Source organism: Virgibacillus sp. Bac332 (assembly GCF_003667785.1).
Taxonomy (GTDB): Bacteria; Bacillota; Bacilli; order Bacillales; family Amphibacillaceae; genus Virgibacillus; species Virgibacillus salarius.
The window spans coordinates 16,929-37,723 of record NZ_CP033047.1 but is presented as its reverse complement, the minus strand read 5'-3'; the positions used below and the strand labels follow the sequence as shown (position 1 = coordinate 37,723).

At 32.5% G+C, this 20,795-nt stretch carries 21 protein-coding genes; all 21 read left to right on the top strand.

Annotation, left to right across the window (positions count from 1 at the left end; translation table 11 throughout):
- Positions 1–3: 3 nt before the first annotated feature.
- The 21 genes from D9782_RS22440 to D9782_RS24020 all read left to right on the top strand — a co-directional run bounded on the left by D9782_RS22440 (position 4) and on the right by D9782_RS24020 (position 20,636).
- Entirely contained in the window at positions 4–1,983 is a 1,980-nt protein-coding gene (locus D9782_RS22440) for a VirB4 family type IV secretion system protein (RefSeq protein WP_121605996.1), read from the top strand.
- Positions 1,984–3,402, top strand: a complete 1,419-nt coding sequence (locus D9782_RS22435) for a hypothetical protein (RefSeq protein ID WP_121605995.1) — start codon at positions 1,984–1,986, stop codon at positions 3,400–3,402.
- Positions 3,399–4,469, top strand: coding sequence for a bifunctional lytic transglycosylase/C40 family peptidase (locus D9782_RS22430; protein ID WP_121605994.1), 1,071 nt, complete (start codon positions 3,399–3,401; stop codon positions 4,467–4,469). The genes D9782_RS22435 and D9782_RS22430 overlap by 4 nt, the downstream gene beginning before the upstream one ends.
- A 162-nt stretch (positions 4,470–4,631) precedes the next feature.
- Positions 4,632–5,216 carry a hypothetical protein gene (locus tag D9782_RS22425; protein WP_121605993.1) on the top strand — a complete coding sequence of 195 codons (585 nt, stop codon included), beginning with the start codon at positions 4,632–4,634 and terminating at the stop codon, positions 5,214–5,216.
- Positions 5,217–5,229: 13 nt separating this feature from the next.
- Positions 5,230–5,640: a hypothetical protein gene (locus D9782_RS22420; RefSeq protein ID WP_121605992.1), complete on the top strand. Its 411-nt coding sequence runs from the start codon at positions 5,230–5,232 to the stop codon at positions 5,638–5,640.
- Between the two features lie 7 nt (positions 5,641–5,647).
- Positions 5,648–7,243 (top strand): VirD4-like conjugal transfer protein, CD1115 family, encoded by a 1,596-nt coding sequence (locus D9782_RS22415; RefSeq protein WP_121605991.1) that lies wholly within the window; start codon positions 5,648–5,650, stop codon positions 7,241–7,243.
- Positions 7,244–7,253: 10 nt separating this feature from the next.
- Complete coding sequence (locus tag D9782_RS22410) at positions 7,254–8,117, top strand: conjugal transfer protein TrbL family protein (protein ID WP_121605990.1); 864 nt, start codon at positions 7,254–7,256, stop codon at positions 8,115–8,117.
- 12 nt (positions 8,118–8,129) lie between these two features.
- Complete coding sequence (locus D9782_RS22405) at positions 8,130–9,548, top strand: hypothetical protein (protein ID WP_121605989.1); 1,419 nt, start codon at positions 8,130–8,132, stop codon at positions 9,546–9,548.
- A gap of 80 nt (positions 9,549–9,628) precedes the next feature.
- Positions 9,629–10,660 carry a DUF3991 and TOPRIM domain-containing protein gene (locus D9782_RS22400; protein WP_121605988.1) on the top strand — a complete coding sequence of 344 codons (1,032 nt, stop codon included), beginning with the start codon at positions 9,629–9,631 and terminating at the stop codon, positions 10,658–10,660.
- A 254-nt stretch (positions 10,661–10,914) separates the two neighbouring features.
- Positions 10,915–11,559 carry a hypothetical protein gene (locus D9782_RS22395; RefSeq protein ID WP_121605987.1) on the top strand — a complete coding sequence of 215 codons (645 nt, stop codon included), beginning with the start codon at positions 10,915–10,917 and terminating at the stop codon, positions 11,557–11,559.
- A 13-nt stretch (positions 11,560–11,572) separates the two neighbouring features.
- Positions 11,573–11,761 carry a hypothetical protein gene (locus D9782_RS22390; RefSeq protein WP_121605986.1) on the top strand — a complete coding sequence of 63 codons (189 nt, stop codon included), beginning with the start codon at positions 11,573–11,575 and terminating at the stop codon, positions 11,759–11,761.
- A gap of 130 nt (positions 11,762–11,891) precedes the next feature.
- Positions 11,892–13,961, top strand: coding sequence for a DNA topoisomerase (locus D9782_RS22385; RefSeq protein WP_121605985.1), 2,070 nt, complete (start codon positions 11,892–11,894; stop codon positions 13,959–13,961).
- Positions 13,962–14,114: 153 nt separating this feature from the next.
- Positions 14,115–14,756 carry a WxL domain-containing protein gene (locus D9782_RS22380; protein WP_121605984.1) on the top strand — a complete coding sequence of 214 codons (642 nt, stop codon included), beginning with the start codon at positions 14,115–14,117 and terminating at the stop codon, positions 14,754–14,756.
- Between the two features lie 68 nt (positions 14,757–14,824).
- Positions 14,825–16,399, top strand: a complete 1,575-nt coding sequence (locus D9782_RS22375; protein ID WP_121605983.1) for a WxL domain-containing protein — start codon at positions 14,825–14,827, stop codon at positions 16,397–16,399.
- Between the two features lie 71 nt (positions 16,400–16,470).
- Complete coding sequence (locus tag D9782_RS22370; RefSeq protein ID WP_121605982.1) at positions 16,471–17,673, top strand: WxL protein peptidoglycan domain-containing protein; 1,203 nt, start codon at positions 16,471–16,473, stop codon at positions 17,671–17,673.
- A gap of 97 nt (positions 17,674–17,770) precedes the next feature.
- A complete protein-coding gene (locus tag D9782_RS22365; protein WP_121605981.1) occupies positions 17,771–18,094 on the top strand; it encodes a helix-turn-helix domain-containing protein in 324 nt (107 codons plus the stop codon).
- A 33-nt stretch (positions 18,095–18,127) separates the two neighbouring features.
- A complete protein-coding gene (locus tag D9782_RS22360; RefSeq protein WP_121605980.1) occupies positions 18,128–18,436 on the top strand; it encodes a hypothetical protein in 309 nt (102 codons plus the stop codon).
- Positions 18,433–18,594, top strand: a complete 162-nt coding sequence (locus D9782_RS23265) for a hypothetical protein (RefSeq protein ID WP_162986502.1) — start codon at positions 18,433–18,435, stop codon at positions 18,592–18,594. Before D9782_RS22360 ends, D9782_RS23265 begins: the two co-directional genes overlap by 4 nt.
- A 28-nt stretch (positions 18,595–18,622) precedes the next feature.
- The gene (locus tag D9782_RS22355) at positions 18,623–19,018 is read left to right on the top strand and encodes a hypothetical protein (protein ID WP_121605979.1); all 396 of its coding nucleotides are present in this window, start codon (positions 18,623–18,625) and stop codon (positions 19,016–19,018) included.
- A 70-nt stretch (positions 19,019–19,088) separates the two neighbouring features.
- Positions 19,089–19,271 (top strand): DinB/UmuC family translesion DNA polymerase, encoded by a 183-nt coding sequence (locus D9782_RS22350; protein ID WP_121605978.1) that lies wholly within the window; start codon positions 19,089–19,091, stop codon positions 19,269–19,271.
- A gap of 1,011 nt (positions 19,272–20,282) precedes the next feature.
- Positions 20,283–20,636: a TnpV protein gene (locus D9782_RS24020; RefSeq protein ID WP_121605977.1), complete on the top strand. Its 354-nt coding sequence runs from the start codon at positions 20,283–20,285 to the stop codon at positions 20,634–20,636.
- The last annotated feature ends 159 nt before the right edge of the window (positions 20,637–20,795 follow it).

Here is a 20,795-nt window from a genome sequence, read left to right as displayed (position 1 = left end):
ATAATGCGGTTATTATCATTTCTTGATAAGAAAACCAAAAAAGAAAGCAATAATCAAGAAGAAAACCAAATAAATGGTTTAATAGATAAAGATGTAGTGGAAAGCAGATATCCATTTGTATTTGAATTAAATAGAGAACATATAGCTGCGAGTGGAAATTACATTAAACCTTATGTTGTTTTAAGTTATCCTACTGCGCCGATGGGGAACTGGCTTTCTCCTTTAAAAAGATTAAAAGGTAATATAACTATTACTCAACATTTAGAGTCGGCCAATGGAGAAGTACTGACAAAGCACTACAATGATACCGTTAAGAATAAAGAAGCTGAATTATTAAGAACTTTGGATCATAAAAGAAAGGAAATTCTTACGAGAGAAATAAAGACTGCAAAAAGACAGCTTAGTGAGTCTTTGGATGAGCGGAGCGCATTTCTATACTTATACACATATATTCTTTTACAAGCACACTCAGAAAGTGAACTAGCCTCATTAGAAGAAAGCTTAAACAGTGTCTTAATAAAGACAAAACTTAAAGCTATAGCACCTTATCGGAAGTTTTCTGATGCATATTTTTCTTCGTTTCCAATTGGTATTAATCGCTTGAAAGAATACACATACGCAATGACAAATACCGTAAGTGCTAGTTCTTTTTTTCCCTTTGACGATAATGAAATATGTGATTTAACTCCTACTTCTTCTATTGAAGGAATAAATAAAGAAACGAACTCTTGGATAGCAATTGATTATAAGGATCGTGGAAGAACTCTAAATCGAAATAAGGTTGTTTTAGGTACATCAGGTGGTGGGAAATCAACATATCTAAAATGTAATATCTTTAGGAAAATTGCCGAAGGTGAGGATAATATTTACATCATTGATCCAGAAGATGAGTACTCAAATGATGTAATTAAGTATGGAGGCACAGTTATTGACTTATCTAGTGCAAGTCCTAGCCGTATGAATCCTTTTGAGATTATATCTCAAGCATTAGATTCAGATGAGGACGGATTGATAAGAGATAGGCAATTGACAGATGAAGAAGTGGACAATTTAATACGGCAAAAAGTGAATCGTTTAAAAGGATTTCATAAAGTAAATATGCCAGACATGGACGAGGTACAATTGTCAGTTATATCAAATGTATCAATGAAACTTTTTGATATATTTAGGGAGAAGAAGGATTTAGATCAGATGGGACACGAGGATTGGCCAATCTTGAGCGATCTCCTTACATCCTTAAAAGCACTAAAAGATGTCGAACCTAAAAAGTTTCAACTAGTTGAACGGTATTGTTTTATTTTGGAAGATATGGTGGAAGGATCTAGTACTCTTTTTAGCGGTTATACAAATGTAGATATGAGTGCAAAAATTATTTCCTTTAACCTAAAACCACTTCAAACAGAAAAGGACTTACAAGCAGCAGCCTATCTAAATACATTTAGTTATCTATGGGAACTTTTTACAAGTAATAAATCACAATCAGACGAGCTATTTTGTGATGAGTTCCACTTTCTCTTAAAAAATCCAGAAAGTGCTGAATTCTTTCATCAAGCATATAAACGTTTTAGAAAATATAATGCTGGCGCAACTGTAACAACTCAACAAATTCAGGATGTTCTTGATGCTCCAGATGGTATTGGTGAAGCCATTGTTGGTAACAGTTACACAAAAATTATGTTTGGTTTCGATCCTCGTGAAGTAGAGCAAGTTATAAATCGGCTAAAAATTCCTTTATCAGACAAAGAGATCCACTTCTTAAAAGCTAAGAAGCAAGGAGAGGCATTAATTCTATATGGGGCACAACGAGCGTTACTAAAGAATGAACTTACTGAAGAAGAACTTAGAATACTAAATCCTAAAGCCTACGAAGAAAAAACAGGGAAAAATTCTAAAAAACAACCTGATTGGTCTGAGAAAATTTTGCTTTCTCATAATGAAATCAGTCAAATTACTAATGAATTGAATAAAGTAGAGGGATTTTAGGTGAAGAAAATAACAATGATGGACAATCTTACTTTATATATTAATAAAAGGGAGTACAAGATTGAGATTGACGAAAAGTTTACTAGAGTAGCTAGCTTTGAAGATATTGAAGACCTGGAACATTCATTGCCAGGCTTTTTTGATGTTGAGAGTATAGGTAGGCAAAATAACAAGATTTACTTAGTTTATGATATTCCAGAGGAATATGAACCAATCGAAAAAGCAAAAAAATATGTCTCGGTAATAAAATTACAATTAATCAAGAATTTTTTATCTATAGACCCTCTATTGGAATCTGAAGGAATGACATATTTAGATTTCAATAATATATTTTTTAAGAGCTTTAAAGATATAAAAATCCTTTATCGGTCTAATGGGTACTTACCATATCATAAGGATATATCTACGATAGACCAATATAAACTATTTATTTTAGGCTTATATAGTAATAAATATTCCTATAAAAGATTTTTAATTAACAAAGATATTCTATTAAGAAAAGAGAATGATGATTTCATGTATGCTGTTAATGCAGCTACATCGATAACAGATTTAAGAGCACTTATTGATGATAAGCTTGAAGAGGAGCAGACAAAGTTTTATGAGAAAGCGCAATTTCAGGAAACGAGTCGCAAAAGAGGAATTAAAAGAAAGATATTGTTCGGAATAATAGGAGTACTATTACTGTTGTTTGCTTTTGTAGGTGGAATGAAACAAATTGAAAAAAAGATGGCAAATGAGTTTAAGCAAGAGTTGATTGATGCAGAAGCTGAAAACGATTTAATTCTAGCAGTATCTAGTGGGGATACTGATCAAGCAGTGAAACTGATGGAAGATAAAGGGGAATCGTCTTTAGAGATTGCTAAGATGCTATTGAAAGCAGGGAAATTTGATGAAGCTATAGCATATGATCAGGACATTGAACATGATGTAGTTAAGCATTTGTATAAAATTAATCAAAAAGAAAAGATATTGGATCTAAAATCAGAATCGACGTTTCTAACCTATGAAAAAGAGATATTAGAATTTGATATTGATAACTTAATAGCCCAAGCACCACTTATTGAAGATAAGGGGACATTAAAAAGGTTAGCATTATCATTTATAGAACATGATAGTTACGGTCCTGCTAAAGATGTTCTTGAAAGAATGAGGAACGATAATTCTGAAGTATATAATTTTACCAAAGAAGAGTTAAAAGAAATCGATGGCTATATCAAAAAAGTTGACTTAGAAATAGAAGTCAAAAATCTCAACGATCAAATAGCTAATTTAAAACAAGAAGAAAACTCATTAGAACCAAACGAAGAAGATAAATTGAAAAAAGAGGAAGAAATAAAAGTTTTAGAAGATAAGTTAGTAGAAGTTCAAAAGAAAATCATAAAATTAGATGAGGAAATAGGGATGGATACTCGATGAACATTGTTACTAGTAAAGTAGCCTTAACTGTTGCCCAACAAGCAGCTAAACATTGGAAAAAGTTAGTGATTATTGCACTAGCTTTTTTTTTAATTATGATATTAGGTGTTTTCATGCTGATAGATGGGGGAGATTCGGGTGGCGCTGGTACTGCAAGTATTGATGAAGTCGTTTTAGCGTGGAAACCTGTTGTTACAGAGTATGCTAATAAATATGGTATACCCGAATATACACAAGTGATACTTGCAATCATAATGGTAGAAACAAGGGGCACTGCATTAGACATCATGCAAAGCTCAGAATCATTAGGCTTACCTCCTAATACTTTAACAGATCCTATAGAGTCGATTGATGCAGGAGTTAAACATCTTGCTTCTGTTGTTGAAGATGCAAAACAAAAAGGACTTGATTATTGGACTCCTATCCAAAGTTACAATTATGGGACTGGTTTTAACAATTACATTAATAATAATGGAAAGATGTATACTTTTGATCTTTCAAGTGAATTCTCTAAAAATCAAGCAAATGGTGTAAGGGTTAATTACAGCAATCCTATAGCTGATTTCAATGATAACTATCGTTATAAATACGGGAATATGTATTACGTTATGTTAATTCAACAATATGTGTCTCCTATTTCTACAGGAGGCGGTGATATCGGTAATGTAAATGCATCATCTTTAGGACCAGAAGTCTATCAATCATTAATGAGTGAGGTTTCAAAATATAATGGATGGCCTTATATATGGGGAGGTTCAAATCCTAAAGTTGGATTTGATTGTAGTGGTCTAACTCAATATTCATTTAACTTATTAGGGTATGATCTTCCAAGGACAGCAGCTGAACAACATTCTCATACAATTCCTGTTGCAGATCCGCAACCAGGAGATTTAATCTTCTTTAAAGGAACAAATTCAAGCCGACCAGATAATGCTATTACACATGTTGGTATTTATGTAGATAGTCAAAGAATGTTTAATGCAAGCAATAGTGGTATTGGATACTCTAACTGGAATCAAGGTTATTGGAAACAACATTTTGCTGGTTTTGGAAGAGTTGTAAAATAAAAAAGGGAGAGAATGAAATTCGATGCAATTAGCGTTATAGATGCTCCAAGTAGTTTGACAAGAGATTATATTATTCTAATGGAATATGGCTATCCATATGAGAATTGAGGAAGCCGAAGGAGAACTTGAAGCAATTAATTTTTATTGAAGGGAAGCAATTGAATGAAACTAAAATTTATAATTCCAATCTCTGTTGTTTTTGTAATTTCTATATTTTCTAACATAGCATTAGCTTTTAATGTTGTAAATAAAGGCTCTGAGCTAGAGAAAATTAATTTAGACAATACAGAACTACAAAAAGAGTTAAAAAGCTTAGAAACAGCTTTAAATAAAGCTGAGAGTACCATAAAAAATGAGAAACTAACTAATAATCAAGATGCCAAAGAATTAGTTACAAAATTTTTCAAGACACAATACGAATATGATTCTACCAACTATAAAGGTAGATTTAAAAAAATAGAAAAATTTGTAAGTGAGGGTGTATATGGACAGTTAACGACAGCTGGTATACCTGAAGTCCCTAATGTTAATTTTGAAAATCACATAAATGATATGAAATTGTTCTTGACAGCCCACAATAATGAAATTGTTGGGCTTGTTTTATTAGATACGTCCTACGTAATAGATGGGTTTGATAGTCCTGAGACAACGCAAATATTTGAAGTGAAAGTCACCGAGCATGAAGGGAAACAAAAAATTGTTTCTCTAGAGATACTTGGAACATTTGCTTCAATGGCTGAAAGCTAAAGGAGTGTTAATGTTGAAATTAAAAATTGTTTTATTTACGTTTTTCTTTGTATTTCTGTTCTATTTATCTTTATTTATTGCAGGGTTTATTCCTTTTATAGCGCAGTATAAAACTGAATTTAGACCGGAATTACTTAATGAATACATTACGAACATTATTTTTCATCCAATAGATAGTATTAATCAAATGTTAGTAAATCAAAATCCTTTGTTATTTGTAGCAATGGGTGCGGCCCTATTGTTATTTGTTTATCTAATCTATAAAACAAAAACAAAAGACTATGAGAATGTAAGTGATACTTACGGTGTTCAAGGTACTTCGAGATGGGCTAAAAAAAAGGAGATTTTTAAAGTACCAGAAGACATTACAATATATCCAGCTGAAAATATGTTGAAAGCCATAAAGAAAACATTAAGGAGTTGAATAATCTATGTTGCCAGATAGTACAAGTGGAATCGTGTTGGGGGTTAAAGATAAGAAGGTCTTAATACAACATGAAAAAAGTAAGATAGCAAATAGAAACACCTATGTGGTAGGTGGTCCTGGTTCATTTAAAACTCAATCCTTTGTGTTGACCAATGTAATTAATAATACAGATTGCAGTATTGTTGTTACTGATCCTAAAGGAGAAGTATATGAAAAGACTGCGAAAATTAAAGAGGCTCAAGGATACGAAGTAAGAGTTGTTAACTTTAAGCATATGAATTTATCGGACCATTATAATCCCTTTGGGTATGTAAGAAGAAATTTAGATGCTACTACAGTTGCCAATACAGTTGTGAGCGCAAAAAATGATCCCAAAAGGAAAGATATTTGGTTTAATTCTCAATTAGGACTTCTAAAGTCACTAATTCTTTTTGCGAAAATGGAGTTCCACCCAGATAAAAGAAATATGGAAGGGATATTAGATTTCTTGCAGGAATTTGATCCAGAAGAAAATTCAGCAGGTGAAAGTTTGCTAGATATGGAATTTATGTCTCTTCATAAAAGACATCCTGCGAGAAGAAGTTATGAACTAGGGTTTAAAAAATCACAAGAAAATACGAGAGCTAGTATAATTATTAGCTTGCTTACCACTATCGGTGACTATGTAGATGATGAAGTTTCAGAGTTCACCAAGAATAATGATTTTTTCTTTGAAGATGTTGGAAAGAAAAAAATTGCTTTATATGTATTAATTCCCACAATGGATTCCACATGGGAGGGATTGATCAATCTATTTTTCACTCAGATGTTCCAGGAATTATATATTTTAGGAGATAAGAATGGGGCTAAGTTACCTGTTCCTATACTATTTTTATTAGATGAATTTCCAAACCTTGGTAAGTTTAATGATTATGAGGAATTCCTAGCAACTTGTCGAGGGTATAGAATAGCTTGCTGCACAATCTTACAAAACCATACTCAAATGATAGATAAGTACGGAAAAGATAAAGCTGAATCTATTCTTGGAAATTGTGCTATTAAAATTTGCTTAGGGAATGTTAATGAAACCACAGCTACTTACTTTAGTAATATGACTGGTAAAGCAACAGTGAAAGTAGACACTGGTGGGCGTTCACTAAATAAAAACTCAGGAAGTACAAGTAGTTCTTCAAGTAACTCGAATTATAATTATTCGCAAAGAACGCTTATGAATGCTGATGAAATTCAGAGAATGTCTAAATTTGAAAGCTTGGTTTTTATAACGGGAAAGCATCCAATAAAAGCCAAAAAAGCAATGCAATTCGAGCTTTTCCCTGATTTTGTAGAGGGATTTGAAGTATCTCAAATGGATTATAAACGGAAAGCTAGTAGTGCAGCTAAAGAGCAAAGAGAAAAAGATATTTCCTTATATGAATCTCACCAAAAGGATAAACAAGGCTTGGATATTTTTGGAGAAGATCACGATATTGAGGAACAAAATATGCAGGATGAAACACTATCTGAAGTAAGAAAAGAAATGAATAAATACCAGGAGTATCAGGAGTCTCTTAGTGTTCTAGATTCTATTTCTAATGAAGGTGAAAAAGAACACGTGAATTGAGGGTGATTTAATGTTTGATTGGATAGGTGATAAATTAAAAGAGGTAATTGAAGACACTCTTAATGGGTGGGTAGAGGAGTTTATAGAATGGATTCTGGTTTTAATAAACAAACTTGTATTTAACTTACCTGAATCCAGTTTTGTAGACAATGTGATGACGTTTTTTGCTTGGTTTACTGGTGTATTTGCTGTTGTTATAGCTTTATACAAAATAATTGAATACATCATCAATACTCAAAATGGTACGCAAGAATATCCATTAGATGAAATTCTTTTAAGAGTAATTAAAAGTTCAGGTGCTATGTTGGTTTTACCTTGGATACTTAAGATACTTATGATGGACATAGCTTTACCAATAGCGAACTATTTTTCATCTTCAGGAACTGATTTTGAAGGGAAAGGTGCTTATACCGTTATTAAAACGGCATTAGCTGGGAGTGCAATTGGCGTTTCTGGTTTTGGAGGAATTGTTTTAATCATAGTTCTAATTTTTTTCTGTGTTGTGTTTGCTATGTTCTTGTTTTCAACCTGTATATTTTATGCAGACTATATAGTTATGCAAGTATTAGTAGCGCCAGTTTCCTTATCTATGATTGCTGATGATAATAACTACTTTCAAGTTTGGTGGAGAGAGTTATTATCAATAATTGTTTCGATGCTAGTTAAGTTGTTTTTGGTCACATTGATTATAAATACAGTTTTTTCCAATGGGAATATATTCTTGGCTATTGGTGCGGGTGCGTTAATTATAAAGACACCTTCTGTATTAAAAAATATGTGGTATGCAGGTGGTGGATCAAGAGCTGTTTCAAGAGGTGCAGGGTCTTTAGGGTCTATGGGTTCACGTGTTTTACTCACAAAATTTTTAAGATAAGGGGGGGAAGCAATGTATCTTATCATTTATAAGAAAGGCGTAAACTCTGAAAAGTTAAGAATGGAATTTGGTCAAGCTTTAACTTTTGTAAAAGCAAATGATATGTTTCAAGAAGCAATATACAAATATAAACAAACGGGACAAAGTATTAAAATTGGTTATAAAATAATAGAAGCTGAATCAGGCGAAATAATCTTTAATTCTAGAATTAACATAAACAAAGATATCTCTAGTCTCTTTTCAGTAATTATAGAGAATTCTAATGCCCCAAGCCAAGTTGTTAATTATATAACTAGAGTAGAGAATAGGGAAATTGTAGAAAGTGATAGCTCAGTTACTTATACAGGTCAATCAGAAGAGAAAAATAAATTAGAAAAACTTAAAGAAGAGAAAAATAATATTTTACAACAGTTAAAAAAAGAAGAGAAGAATCGTCTACAGAGAGATTTAGAGTATCAGCAAAAAATGAAGGAAATTCAAGAAGAAAAGAAGTCATTAGAAAAATCAATAAAACTAAAAGAAAAAGAAGAAGAGTACAAAGAAGCTCAGAGGATAGAAGCTCTAAGGAAACTTGAGGAAGAAAAAGCTGAAGCAATTAAATTGATGGAAGAAAAGAGAGATCGTGATAAAAGGAAAACAGAAGAACATGAAATTCGATTAAAACAAGTTGCAGAAGAGGTTAATAAAGCAGAAATTGAATTAAGTAGCGTTGAAACAGAGGCAGAGAAGAAAGTATTAGAAAGAAAGAAGGAGCTTCAGGATTTGCAAAACCAAAAAGCTGAAGCTGATATGAAAGCAGGGTTAATACAAGCTCAAAGTGAAAAAGAAGAAGTTCAACATCAACAAGAGATTAGTTCTAATACTACTCATAGCAGTGTTTCTGAAAATAGCGATTTACACACTAGATTAGTAGTTCCTAAGTTAACTTTTAAGGAAAAACTCCAGGAGATGGATTTAGAAGAAGCAAAACGGCTATCAATTACGTATTGCAAAAAAATTATTAGAGGCTTAATAACAAGCATTAAAAATACTGCTGGTGTTATAAAGAATTATTATGTAAAACTACAGTCTAATAGAAAAGAGAAGAACGAAAGAAAAAATAAAGAATTAGAAATCCATAACATGGTAGCTAACGAGAAAGTAAAGTTCATGGGTGAATTAAAAAATGAACGTTTAAAGATGCAAAGAGAGATGGAAAAAGAGCTAAGAAAAAAAGAAAAAGAGGTAAAGCGGGATAGTCAGATTGCTGCTAGGTATCGTGCTGTAACTAACAAAAGGAGGAATTTATTTATTCCCTTCAAATCAATATTTGTGATGTTAGCTTTTTTTACATGTGGATTGAGTATAATTTATTATTTAAACCTAGGTAGTGATATTGCTATCATTTCGCAATTTAAAGACTATATTCGAAGATTCTTTGATTATTTCTAAGAAAATATATAATTTACTTTTTTCTTTTGGGATCTAAGAACGGGGGAATTTATAAAGATAATAATTATGGAGGTTGAGAAATGAGCAATATTAAAGAAAAAATAAAAGTTACTGCTGCTGAAATAGAAAAAGCGAATAATATAAATGTTCTTGAATATCTATTATTGATCGGTGAGCCACTAAAGAACGAAAGTAATAATTTCTATAGACATATGGATCATGATAGCTTAGTAATTAATTCTAAAAAGAATTATTTTTCCTGGAATAGTAGAAATGTTTCTGGAAATGCAGTAACTTATCTGATGAATATGTACGATTTTTCATTTCAGCATGCAGTAAAAAAGATTAATACTGATATGGAAGGTAAGAATTTATCACTTTTTGAAGCTCCTAAACCATCCTATCCAAGTGAATTTAATTATGATGTAACAGAATCAAGCACTAATAAGAACATAATTGATTATTTAGTTCATGATAGGAAGATAGATTATGATTTGGTCCATTCATTTATTCGATTAGATTTAATAAAAGAAGATTCATATAAAAATGTTGTGTTTAAGTGGAAAGAGAAAGGAAAGTTAATTGGAGCAGATTTGCAAGGAACTAGGATAATTCCTTTGGAAAAAAGATTCCATGCTGATAGATTGTATTTTAAAAAAGTATTACCAACTACAAGAGATGCAACCTATAGCGGATTTAATATAACAAGGGGGTATCCTGATAAAATTTATTTCTTTGAATCCTCAATTGACTTATTAAGTTACTTCTCATTAAATCGATCAAAGTTAAAGAATTGCCGTTTACAAAGCATGAATGGCTTAAAAGGAGAAACAGTAATTAGAACCTTAAAGAATACTTTAATTGAGTTAGAGGAAAATGGAAGGACTTTAGATAGTATTGTACTATGTGTTGATAACGATAGCGCAGGAAAGGAGTTTGTTGATAAACTTCAAGAGCTGAACTTAAAACGTAAAAGCGACGGTAAATCACTAATTGAATCAGATATACCTAAAATGCCAGCAGGTCAAAAAAAATGGGATTGGAATAACGAGTTAAAATTTATTAAGAGCAATTCCTTAAAAAAAAAGAAAGACCAGGGTATTGAACTGTAAGGAAGAGGTCATAAAAATTGATTAGGATGTTTAGTCAGATAGAGGAAAGTATCAATTCGGCTTTAGATGTTGATTTTATATGTGTCAAATTTGGAGAGAAAAATTCTTAGGGTGCATCAAAACAGTATTTGTTATTGGTGTACTCTGTTTTTATTTGGGTATAAATACCAGGAATTTTCACAGCTGCAGTAACCCTGTTTCTTTTTTAAAAGATTAATGAAGGAAAGGTCAAAAACAAAAGATAGGAGAGAAAAATGAATCAGACGAACGGAATATTGATACCTACAAACTATCCCTTCTCTACTAAAAATTATAACCATATCAAGGAAATCGAACTGATGATGGAGAAAGAAGGATTTATACCAAGTGAGTTTGAACTGTGCGAATTGCCTATTGAAGGTGTTTATTGCTTTGATAGAATTACGTCCCATTTAGGGATTGATTACTTTGTGATAGAAGTAATGGATAACGAGCGACTAGTACCAACTTACGTTACTTACGAATGTGATGAAAATGGGCATAATTCTTTTGAGACAGATAGCATTTTAAACTCTATAACACTGAATGCAATTTTTGAAGATCAATTAACCTTTCCTTTTAAGAGTATCACATCTAATAGTGTATTTTTGAAAGGTGTTAAACTATTAGATTTGGTTCAAGAAAAAATCTATCTGCCAGAAAGTCAACAAAAGTTTTATAGTAGATTGATAAGTCTACTCGAATTTGAAAAATTATCATTGGATGATTGGTACATTGATGAAATAGCCTATCTTAAAACAGAAATACATTATAGTCTCTTTCAAAAGAAAGAAAACGAAAATTTGGTAATAAAATATGAAACAAAGAAAGACGCCTTTTTCCCTATGTATTTTGCGATGGATACAATCGAGTTACACTAAGGAGCGATAACAAATGAAAATGACTTATAAAAACATGAATGTTAGAGAACTAGAAAATAGTTTGAAATCCCTTTTACCTAATGCAAGCGAATTTGAAGTAGAGCTTTCACTTGATGGAGATGGACCGACAATTGTGCGTAAACAAGTAATGAGTTTGGAAAGTATTATTAATTTGGTTAAAAAGCAAGGCTTTAAAATTTGAAAAAAGTGCTGAAAGAGGTGGGTAAATGAGGAATTGAAAGCGATAAAGGGATTATGGAGTGGAGAGATAAGCGAAAATAGATAGCGAATGTAAAAGCTTGGCTAAATGAATGAGAAATGGGGAATTTTAAATGAATGAATTATTTGTATGTGAAAAACCTAGTGTAGCAAGAGATCTAGCTACAGCTTTATCAGGTGGATATAAAGAAGCTGAAGGACATTATATAGGAGAGGACGGTAAACAATATACTTTTGCTTTTGGCCATCTTGTTACCTGTGTGAGTCCTAATTCTATAAATGAAGATTGGGGGTGGAAAGGAGATGTAAATAAACTTCCATTCTTTATGAAGGATATCCCTTTAAAAGTTATAGATAAGCCAGGTGTGAAAAAGCAATTCATAACAATTAAAAAGTTAATGAAGAATACGGATATAATATATATTGCTACAGATGCGGGGAGAGAAGGAGAGCATATATTTAGAAAAATATATGCTATGAGTGGTGTTGAAAAGCCTTTGAAACGTTTATGGATTCAGGATATGACAAAAGAAGGAATGAGGAAATCTTTCAAAAATGTAAAAGATGGATCACTTTATAATGGGTTAGCAACAGCTGGAAAGTTAAGAGAAGAATCAGACCTATTGATTGGCATTAATAGCACTATGATGGTAACTAAATTGAGCAAAAGTCAGAAAGTGCTTTCTTTAGGACGTGTGCAAACACCAACTCTTTCTATGGTTGTTAAAAGAGATCACATTATCAAAAACTTTTCTAAGGTAGTGCATTATTCAGTTGCTGCTACTGATAAAAATGGAATGAAATATGAATTAGTAATAGATAAAGATATACAACATACTAAAGAAAACGCAAAAGAAATATTAGCATCTCTAGGTGATCGGGTAGAGTTTGATATCTCTACTCAAAATAAAGAAGTAAAGCCTAAAAAACTTTTTGATTTAACGGAGTTACAAAGGGAGATGAATACTAAGCACAAGTGGAGTGCAGCGCATACTTTAAAAATCACACAATCACTGTATGAGAAGAAGCTAGTCACTTATCCACGTACCTCAAGCGCATATATAGCCAGTGATTCAGAATTACCTGGACTATTAGAAAAACACGCTGGCCATTCATGGGTTGATGAAATTATTTCAAGAGGGTATAAAATTGAACAGTCATTTGTAGACCCTTCTAAAGTCTCCGACCACGAAGCTATTATTATTACATCAGAAGTAGCTGAGAATATTTCAGGGGATGAGGCTATACTATATGATGAAGTATTTACTCGATTTATTGCAGCGTTTTTCCCTTGTGCAGTAAAAGAAGAAACTGTCGCTACATTTATGGACCAAAAACATATCTTTAAAGCTAAAGAAAGTGTATTAATAGAACTTGGATGGAAGTCTCTTTATGGAGAAGAACTCACCGAAAGTTTACTAAAACATACGAATTTAAGTGATATTGGTGAATACAAATTGATAGAAAAAGAAACAAAGCCACCCAAACCATATACTGAGGCAACATTACTGTCAGACATGAAAAAAGCATCTAAATTTTTAGATGAAGTTGCTGAGAAAAAAATTATGAAAGCAGTTGAGGGGATAGGTACAGTTGCAACAAGAGGTGAAATCATTGAAAAACTAGTTGCAAGAGGATTTATTGAAAAGAAGAACAATAAAATTGTTTCTACGGAACTTGGTAAAGAGTTAATTGCAATGATGCCAGAAGATTTTTCTTTGTATAGTGTAAAGCTTACTTCATTTTTTGAAACTCTGCTATCTCAGATCGAAAGAGAAGAGATAAGTGAAGATACTTTTTACGAAGAGCTGGAAGGTCTTGTGAAACAGATTGGTGATGAAATCAAAGGGAATGTTAAGATATTATCTTCTAAAAAAAATATGGAAAAAGAAGTGATTGCGGAATGTCCTAAGTGTGGAAAACCCGTTTACGAAAATAGTAAAGGTTATTCTTGTTCAGGATATAAAGAAGGATGTAGCACTACTATTTGGAAAAATGGATTGAGTAAATTAGGGAAGAAGAATGTTACGAAGAATGAAGCGAAAAAGCTTTTTTCTGGAAAGAAAGTTATGGCTAGTTTGAAGACAAAGCAAGGTAAGGCCTACAAAACAGAGGTTGTTTTTAATTTAGAGAAGAATTGGATTGAATTTGCTAAAGGTTTCGCAAAGGAACAAAAACAATAGAGTAAATTATGCTCCTATCAATTGATAGGGGCTTTTTATATGAACAATTAAATACCAAAGAGGTGGACCGTTTTGTGAACAGTGAGTGTTTAAGTTTTAGAATGATTTACGTTTTGTATTATATAAAATCTAAAAATAAAAGGAGCAATTTAAATGAAAAATTTCAAAGGAAAAGTTATAGGTATGGCAACAGCATCTTTAATGGTAGTGGGATTATCAATTCCAACAGTGAGTTTCGCGGATACAGTTACCTCTGAAGAAATATCTGATTTTAATTTAGTAGGAGGAGAATTAGAACTAGAAACTTCCCCCGTAGTTTCATTTGGAGAGTTAGAACTTACAGCTCAACCTGAAACACATAAAACCAGCTTTGAAACAAACTTTAATGTCAAAGATGCTACAGGTTTGCAAAGAGGGTGGAGAGTTGACGTATCAGCAAGTCAGTTTAAGGTTGTGGAGCCAGAGGGTGGTTTTGCAAGTGGAACGGAAGCTTATGAACTTCCTGTAGGTTCTTTGTCACTATCACCTTTAGATGACATATCTAGAGTTGGTATAGGAACAGGGGTACTTCCTAAAGACACGGTAGATAGAAGTACTTTAATTGATGACGGTGCAGTCAAGGTAGCTGAAGCAAGGGTAGGCGAAGGAATGGGAGAATTTGATCTTACTTATGCTGAAGATGCTCTTTCTCTAGTGGTAGACTCAACTACTGCAAAATTAGATGAGGTTAATTACCCCGATGGCATAACACCTTATGAAGCAACACTAACTTGGAACTTAATACAAGCACCATAGAAACAAATAGAGAGGGTGCTTTTAGCACTTTCTCTTTATAAAATAAAACATTAGATGGAGGATTTAACATGAAAAAACTAGTAACAATAGGAATGGCAGTATTACTAACGTTAACTATGTCAACACAGGTTTTTGCGTATTCGGATTGGTATACTAAGTACGATTTTAGCAATGGATTATTTGATAAATATCCCGGTTTAAACTCTGATTCTGAATTTGATAACATGGTTAATAACAGTGAATCTGCTACTTATGGTAACGGTCTGTTCTTTTCTAAGGGAGAATCCAAAACAATGGATCTAACTCAAACCATTCACGTTGAGGCTTTTTATGCTAACGGTAGGAATGGGGATGCCATTTTAACCTTTTATAAGCGAAATGCAGACGGAGAATATATCAAAGTAGGTAGTGGAGACTCAAGCGACTATAAATCCCCACATACTTATGGGAAGTACGTACCAATTGACCCAGGCGTTGAAGCAGATAGGGTAGTAATAACCAATTCATCAGAGTATAAGACTTTGACTTTACTAGAAATGGAATTATTTGAGGATGAGTCAACAGTTACTATTTATAAAGATGGGTTATTTGATAATGGTTTAAGTGTAACTTCAAGTGATGATAGCGCTTATGGTAGTTTGCTAGATAACGATATAAGCACTGGATTATCAATCGGTACTAAGAGTAAGGTAACTCTTGAGCTGAGTAATTTTGTAACAGCAACAAACGTTTTCTTGCATCGATCAAATACTGTAAATACAAACGACGATGCAGTGGTAGTTGACTTATATAATTCTGAACTAGACGAAGTAGTAGGTTCAGTACAAACTTCTCAGAAAAACTACCAGTACCTAACTGTGGATAGTACTGATGAATTCGACCAACTTATTATGCGAAATAATAGCTCCCTTCGCTCGCAAGAGGTAAACCAAATAGAGGTATTTGGGAATGTACAAGGTAGTACTGATGGATCGGACGAGGACTCAACAGGGGATGGTTCAACAGGTGGGGATGATACAACAGATAATGATCCTCCAACAGATGGTGGCTCTAATGACGATGGTTCGGGAGACGATAATTCTAATGGTGGGGACACTTCCTCTGAGGAGGATGTAGATCTTGGATTAGAAGGCGGTAATTTCTTTTTAGAGACTACTTCAATAACTTCCTTTGGAAACATTTCTTTAGGAGCAAAACCTAAAACAGTGACAACATCAATTGATGGACCTATTAGTGTAACAGACTTGAGGGGAACGCAAGAAGGATGGAGATTAGATGCTACTTCTACTAATTTTAAAGTGGTAGAGCCAGAGGGCGGTTTTAAGAATGGAACTTCTGCTCATGAATTACCTGTAGGTTCTTTGAGCATTTCACCTTTTAAAAGTATTACACAAGTAAACGGAGGAGATGGTGGAAATCCTACTATTTCTTTATCTAATAAAACTATACTAGATGATGGAACAGTTACAGTAGCAGAAGCTTCAAGTGGTGAAGGTACAGGAGTTTTTGACTTACAGATGCCAACTGATGCATTATCTTTGGTAATAGATACAGCTACTGCAAAGGTTGACAATGTTAATTATCCAAATAGCAAAACACCATACAAAGCAACGATAACGTGGAATTTAGTTTCAGCACCATAATATTTAGAAGGGTAGAGTAAATCACTCTACCCTTTTTACGTATTTATTAAAAAGAAAGGGATTGATTCAAAATGTTTAAAAAGGCAACTAGTATTTTTCTAATTATGCTTTGCGTACTTGTCTCAGGTTTTAATGTGAGTGCAGAAGAGAAGCAACCCTACACGATAAAGCCAGTTTTACCTTCCAATCAAGACAAGGGAATTACCCAATACATTTCAGTTAGCACTGATAAATCGTCTATTGAACAAAATATAGAGTTTTTGGTTACAAACAATACAAGTGAAACAATGAAATTAAAGGTAGATGTTTTTAATGCACTCACGGCCCCTAGTGGAGTTATTCAGTATAAACCAGGTATGGATGAAAAGAACTCAAAGCTAATGAAAGAGGATTATGCTTTAGATAAATACGTCGATGTTCAAGAAAAAGTAACCGTTGAAGGCGGTATGTCAAAGGTAGTCCAGGCTAAAGTGTCAATAGGTGGTGGAGTTGGAACTATTTTAGGTGGAGTGGCTTTCCAAAATGTAATTGAAAGTGAGGAGAATAGTAAAGAGAAATCACAGTTTCAAATAGATAATGAAGTTAACAATCTTTTTGGAGTTCAAGTTAATTTTCCGGCAGATATTGAAAAGAAATTCATTATTGGAGAACCTTTTGTAGACCCAATGCCGACATACTATGCTATTAGATTACCAATCACCCTAGATTCACCTCATCTGGTGAAAGAGGCAAGCATAGATTATGTTGTCAAGGATGAAGATAATCAAGAATTATTTGGAAAAAAAGGAGTCACAAATCTAAATTTTGCTCCTCAATCCAGGGCTAATTTTGCTTTACCCTGGGAGGAAGAAGATATAAAAGAAGGTTACGAATACACCATTTCTGGCACATTGTATTATGGGGAAAACAAATTAGATTTTAATAAAAAATTTGAATTTAATCAAGACAACAATGATGGTGGTGTTAGCAATAATAGTTTATCAGTTCCAAAGATTAATGATATGTCATTGTGGTGGCCGTGGGTAATAGGTCTATTAATATTAATTTTGATTGGTCTTTTACTTAGAAGGAATATGTATGTCCTTTTTCACGAAGAAGATACTGCTCCTAAGCTTGTAGATAATAGTCACGTAGAGTATGAGCGAATTAGACATATAAAGGAAGCAATAAATCATAAAAAATATAAATTTAAACATTATTACAAGCGGAAAAAAGGAAAAGATGGTGAAGTAATATATAAATACGTGAAGACGAAAAATATAAAAAATAAGTGATCCCAACAGTTATAAATTTAATGGGTATTTCTTTAGTAGAAGTAATTAAAAGTCGATATAAACAAGAACTAATTTTTTTCTAGTGAGGGGATTGCTAATGATAGAGCAAGATTTTGTACTCGGTCAATGGCTTAAAAGCAAAAGAAGAGGGTTTAATTATAGTATGAGAACTCTGTCACTTATTTCAGGTGTTTCTTATTCTTATATATCTTTAATAGAAAATGGTAAAAGAACTCACCCAACTGATGAAGTAATAGATAAATTAAGAAATGCATTAGATGTATCAGAAAAAGAAGCGAATTTTATTAAGAGCGAAATAGCAAACAGTAGTAAGAATTTTATTAAGTCATCTATCAATGAATTAACAACTGATCAAATTAGGTTATTAAAAGAATATATTGTAAAAATGAAAACAGATTGATAAAAGAATAACGATTTAAGGAGGATCATTTTTATGAAAGAGAATATATATTTCACGCCAGCTAGGCAATTAAGTAATGAACAGAAAAATGTAATTCATTGTTTTTATAATAGTTACAAGCCTCATACAAGTTTTGAGGACTTATTAGATGAGTCATATTGTATATACATTATGTGGAAACTACAAGGTGAACTAACGATGAAATATTATCGTAAGGATATAAACAAATATGAAGAAGAATTATTAGTAATACTTACTAATGATAGAAGAAACCCTAGTAATCGTTATTCAGTTGATTTAGTTAGTCAATTTATAAATGCTTTGAAGGAAGTGAATATATGATTACGTATGCAACAACGCAAAACGATATTAGAGTAAATACTGGAAGGATAGGGATGGGATACTATTCATTATTGCAATATCAAACTGACAAATTAATAGATGATAATGTTTCTATCATTTTCATCGACCCCAAAAACGAAAGAATAAAAGATAAATAATATAAATTTCTATAGAAAGGATGGTAATATGCCAAATTCAGAGATCACGTTTGATTTAGACATTCACCCTAAATATGGGTTCTACCAAATAAATGAAAACGGAATGAAATGCGAATTTATGGATTTAGAAGGCTATCATATGCTATGTAACCGAGATATTGGGGTATTTAAACAAGGAAAAGCTTATCTTATTCATAGCAACTCAAACGATGATATTATTTTTGACAATAATAATGCAAGAGAATTAGCCCTGAAATCACGGGGGAAATTAAGCGATCTTGATTTAGAGTATGGTTTTTATGAGTTTGTACCTGTTGATCGTTTTGAGGATGGAACCTTTACGCTAATTACTAATCCAATTGAGAGAAAGATATTTAGTAGCAAACAAATGACAGAAAATCCGAGGATGAAAAAATTAAAATAGCATAAGTTTCCAAACGAAAATCAAGTTTTGGTCATGGTATTTCATTACTAAGAGTTTTTTCGAAAATGAGATGGGAACTGTAATTTTAGATTTATGTGAAGAAGCATGTAGAAGGGCAAGAACTGAAAAGGTAGCTGGAAGGACTGTACATTTAAGTATAGGCTACTCCAAAGTTAATGGTGGTGGCTTTTCTCGTTCAGTTACTTCCGAGTATACTATTTCTGGTGTACCATTGACAGAAGTGGAAAGATAGGTGGTCATTACACCTAAAAATGCTTATTTACTGATGATTGACTTAAAGTGACTAGTAGAATGATTTTTAATTCTAAAAATAGATTCGACCTTTTAAGCGATCAAACTTTTTTCCAAAGCAAAGCTACATTTGGTCAAAAAAAGCTAATACTGCTAGGGTTAAATTCCCTCAAAATTATGTTTTTATAAAAACTGATAAAACTCAATTAAAAAAACACTTTTTTTTTTACTGAAAATATGACATTAAATGACGTATTTTTCTTTAATACTAAATGAAAGTGGTGTATAATTATGAGTAAGTTATTGCTACATGAGATTTATCAAAGGGAATTAACAAAGATTGCGCAATCAGAAAGAGAATGGAGAAAGTTCTTGCAATTTAGCTCTAAAATTCATAAGTATCCATTCGATCAAGCTGTTTTAATCTATGCACAAAATAAAGATGTAACAATGGTTGCAACGAAAAATATCTGGGAGAAATTCAATCGAATTATTCTTCCCAAGTCAAAAGCTATTATGGTTACGAAATATGAAAAGGGTAGTCAGTTAGTCGACTATTTGTTTGATATTAGTCAAACAGAAGGTAATGCTTTACGTAAACCTGAATGGAAAATTAAATCAAACGAGAGAAGTTATTTTGAAAAAGCTTTAATAACGATAGAAGGAAATGATTTGGAAAGTAAGATAGATAATTTAACAGAATCTAAACTTTCAGGAATATACTTAAGGATTGAAGACCAGTTTGAAAACATCATAAATAGTGAGAAAGAGAAAAATCATTCTGAATATATACGATCTTATATAGAACTTATTATAAATAGTGCACAGTATAGCGTGCGTGAAAAATGTGGTTTCGAACAAATGGAGCAAGTGAATTTCTCATTTGTTGAGAATATTAAAGGTGAAAACCAGACCCATTTATTAGGTTATTTAGTTACTGAAACGACAAAAGAAGTTATGAGTGAAATCGCAACAATTAAAAAAGAAATGAAATTAGAAAGGAAGGATAAAAATGATGACATACAAAATGAAAGAAGACGGAAACCTATATCCAGAGCTCCAATTGAGCAACAAAGCAGTGCACGATTCTCCATTAGGGAAGTTTGGCAAACAATCACTAACATTCTTACAGGAGAACAATCCGATCAAGTTTCAGGAACTACAAATGAACGGGACATTGATGGAGAAAATGCACGAGATCGATCAGGTAGCAAAAGACAAAGTGATCGAAATGATCAAAGAATTGGAGAAGAGCAACCCAATACCGAAGACAGAGGATATATACTTAAGGACACAACACAAAAACCAACTGAAAGCACAAGCAGAGGAGATAGTAATCCTGGAGTACGTTCACCAGATCAATTAGAAGAACTTAATTTAGTTAACAAAGAACCTGTTTCCGATGAAGAAACAGGTTTTTATAATGATATCCAATTAGAATTGTTTAATGATTGGGATACCATTGGATCTGACCAAACAACAGACGATGGACTATCCGTAAAGGATATTAGTCTTGCGTTAAAAA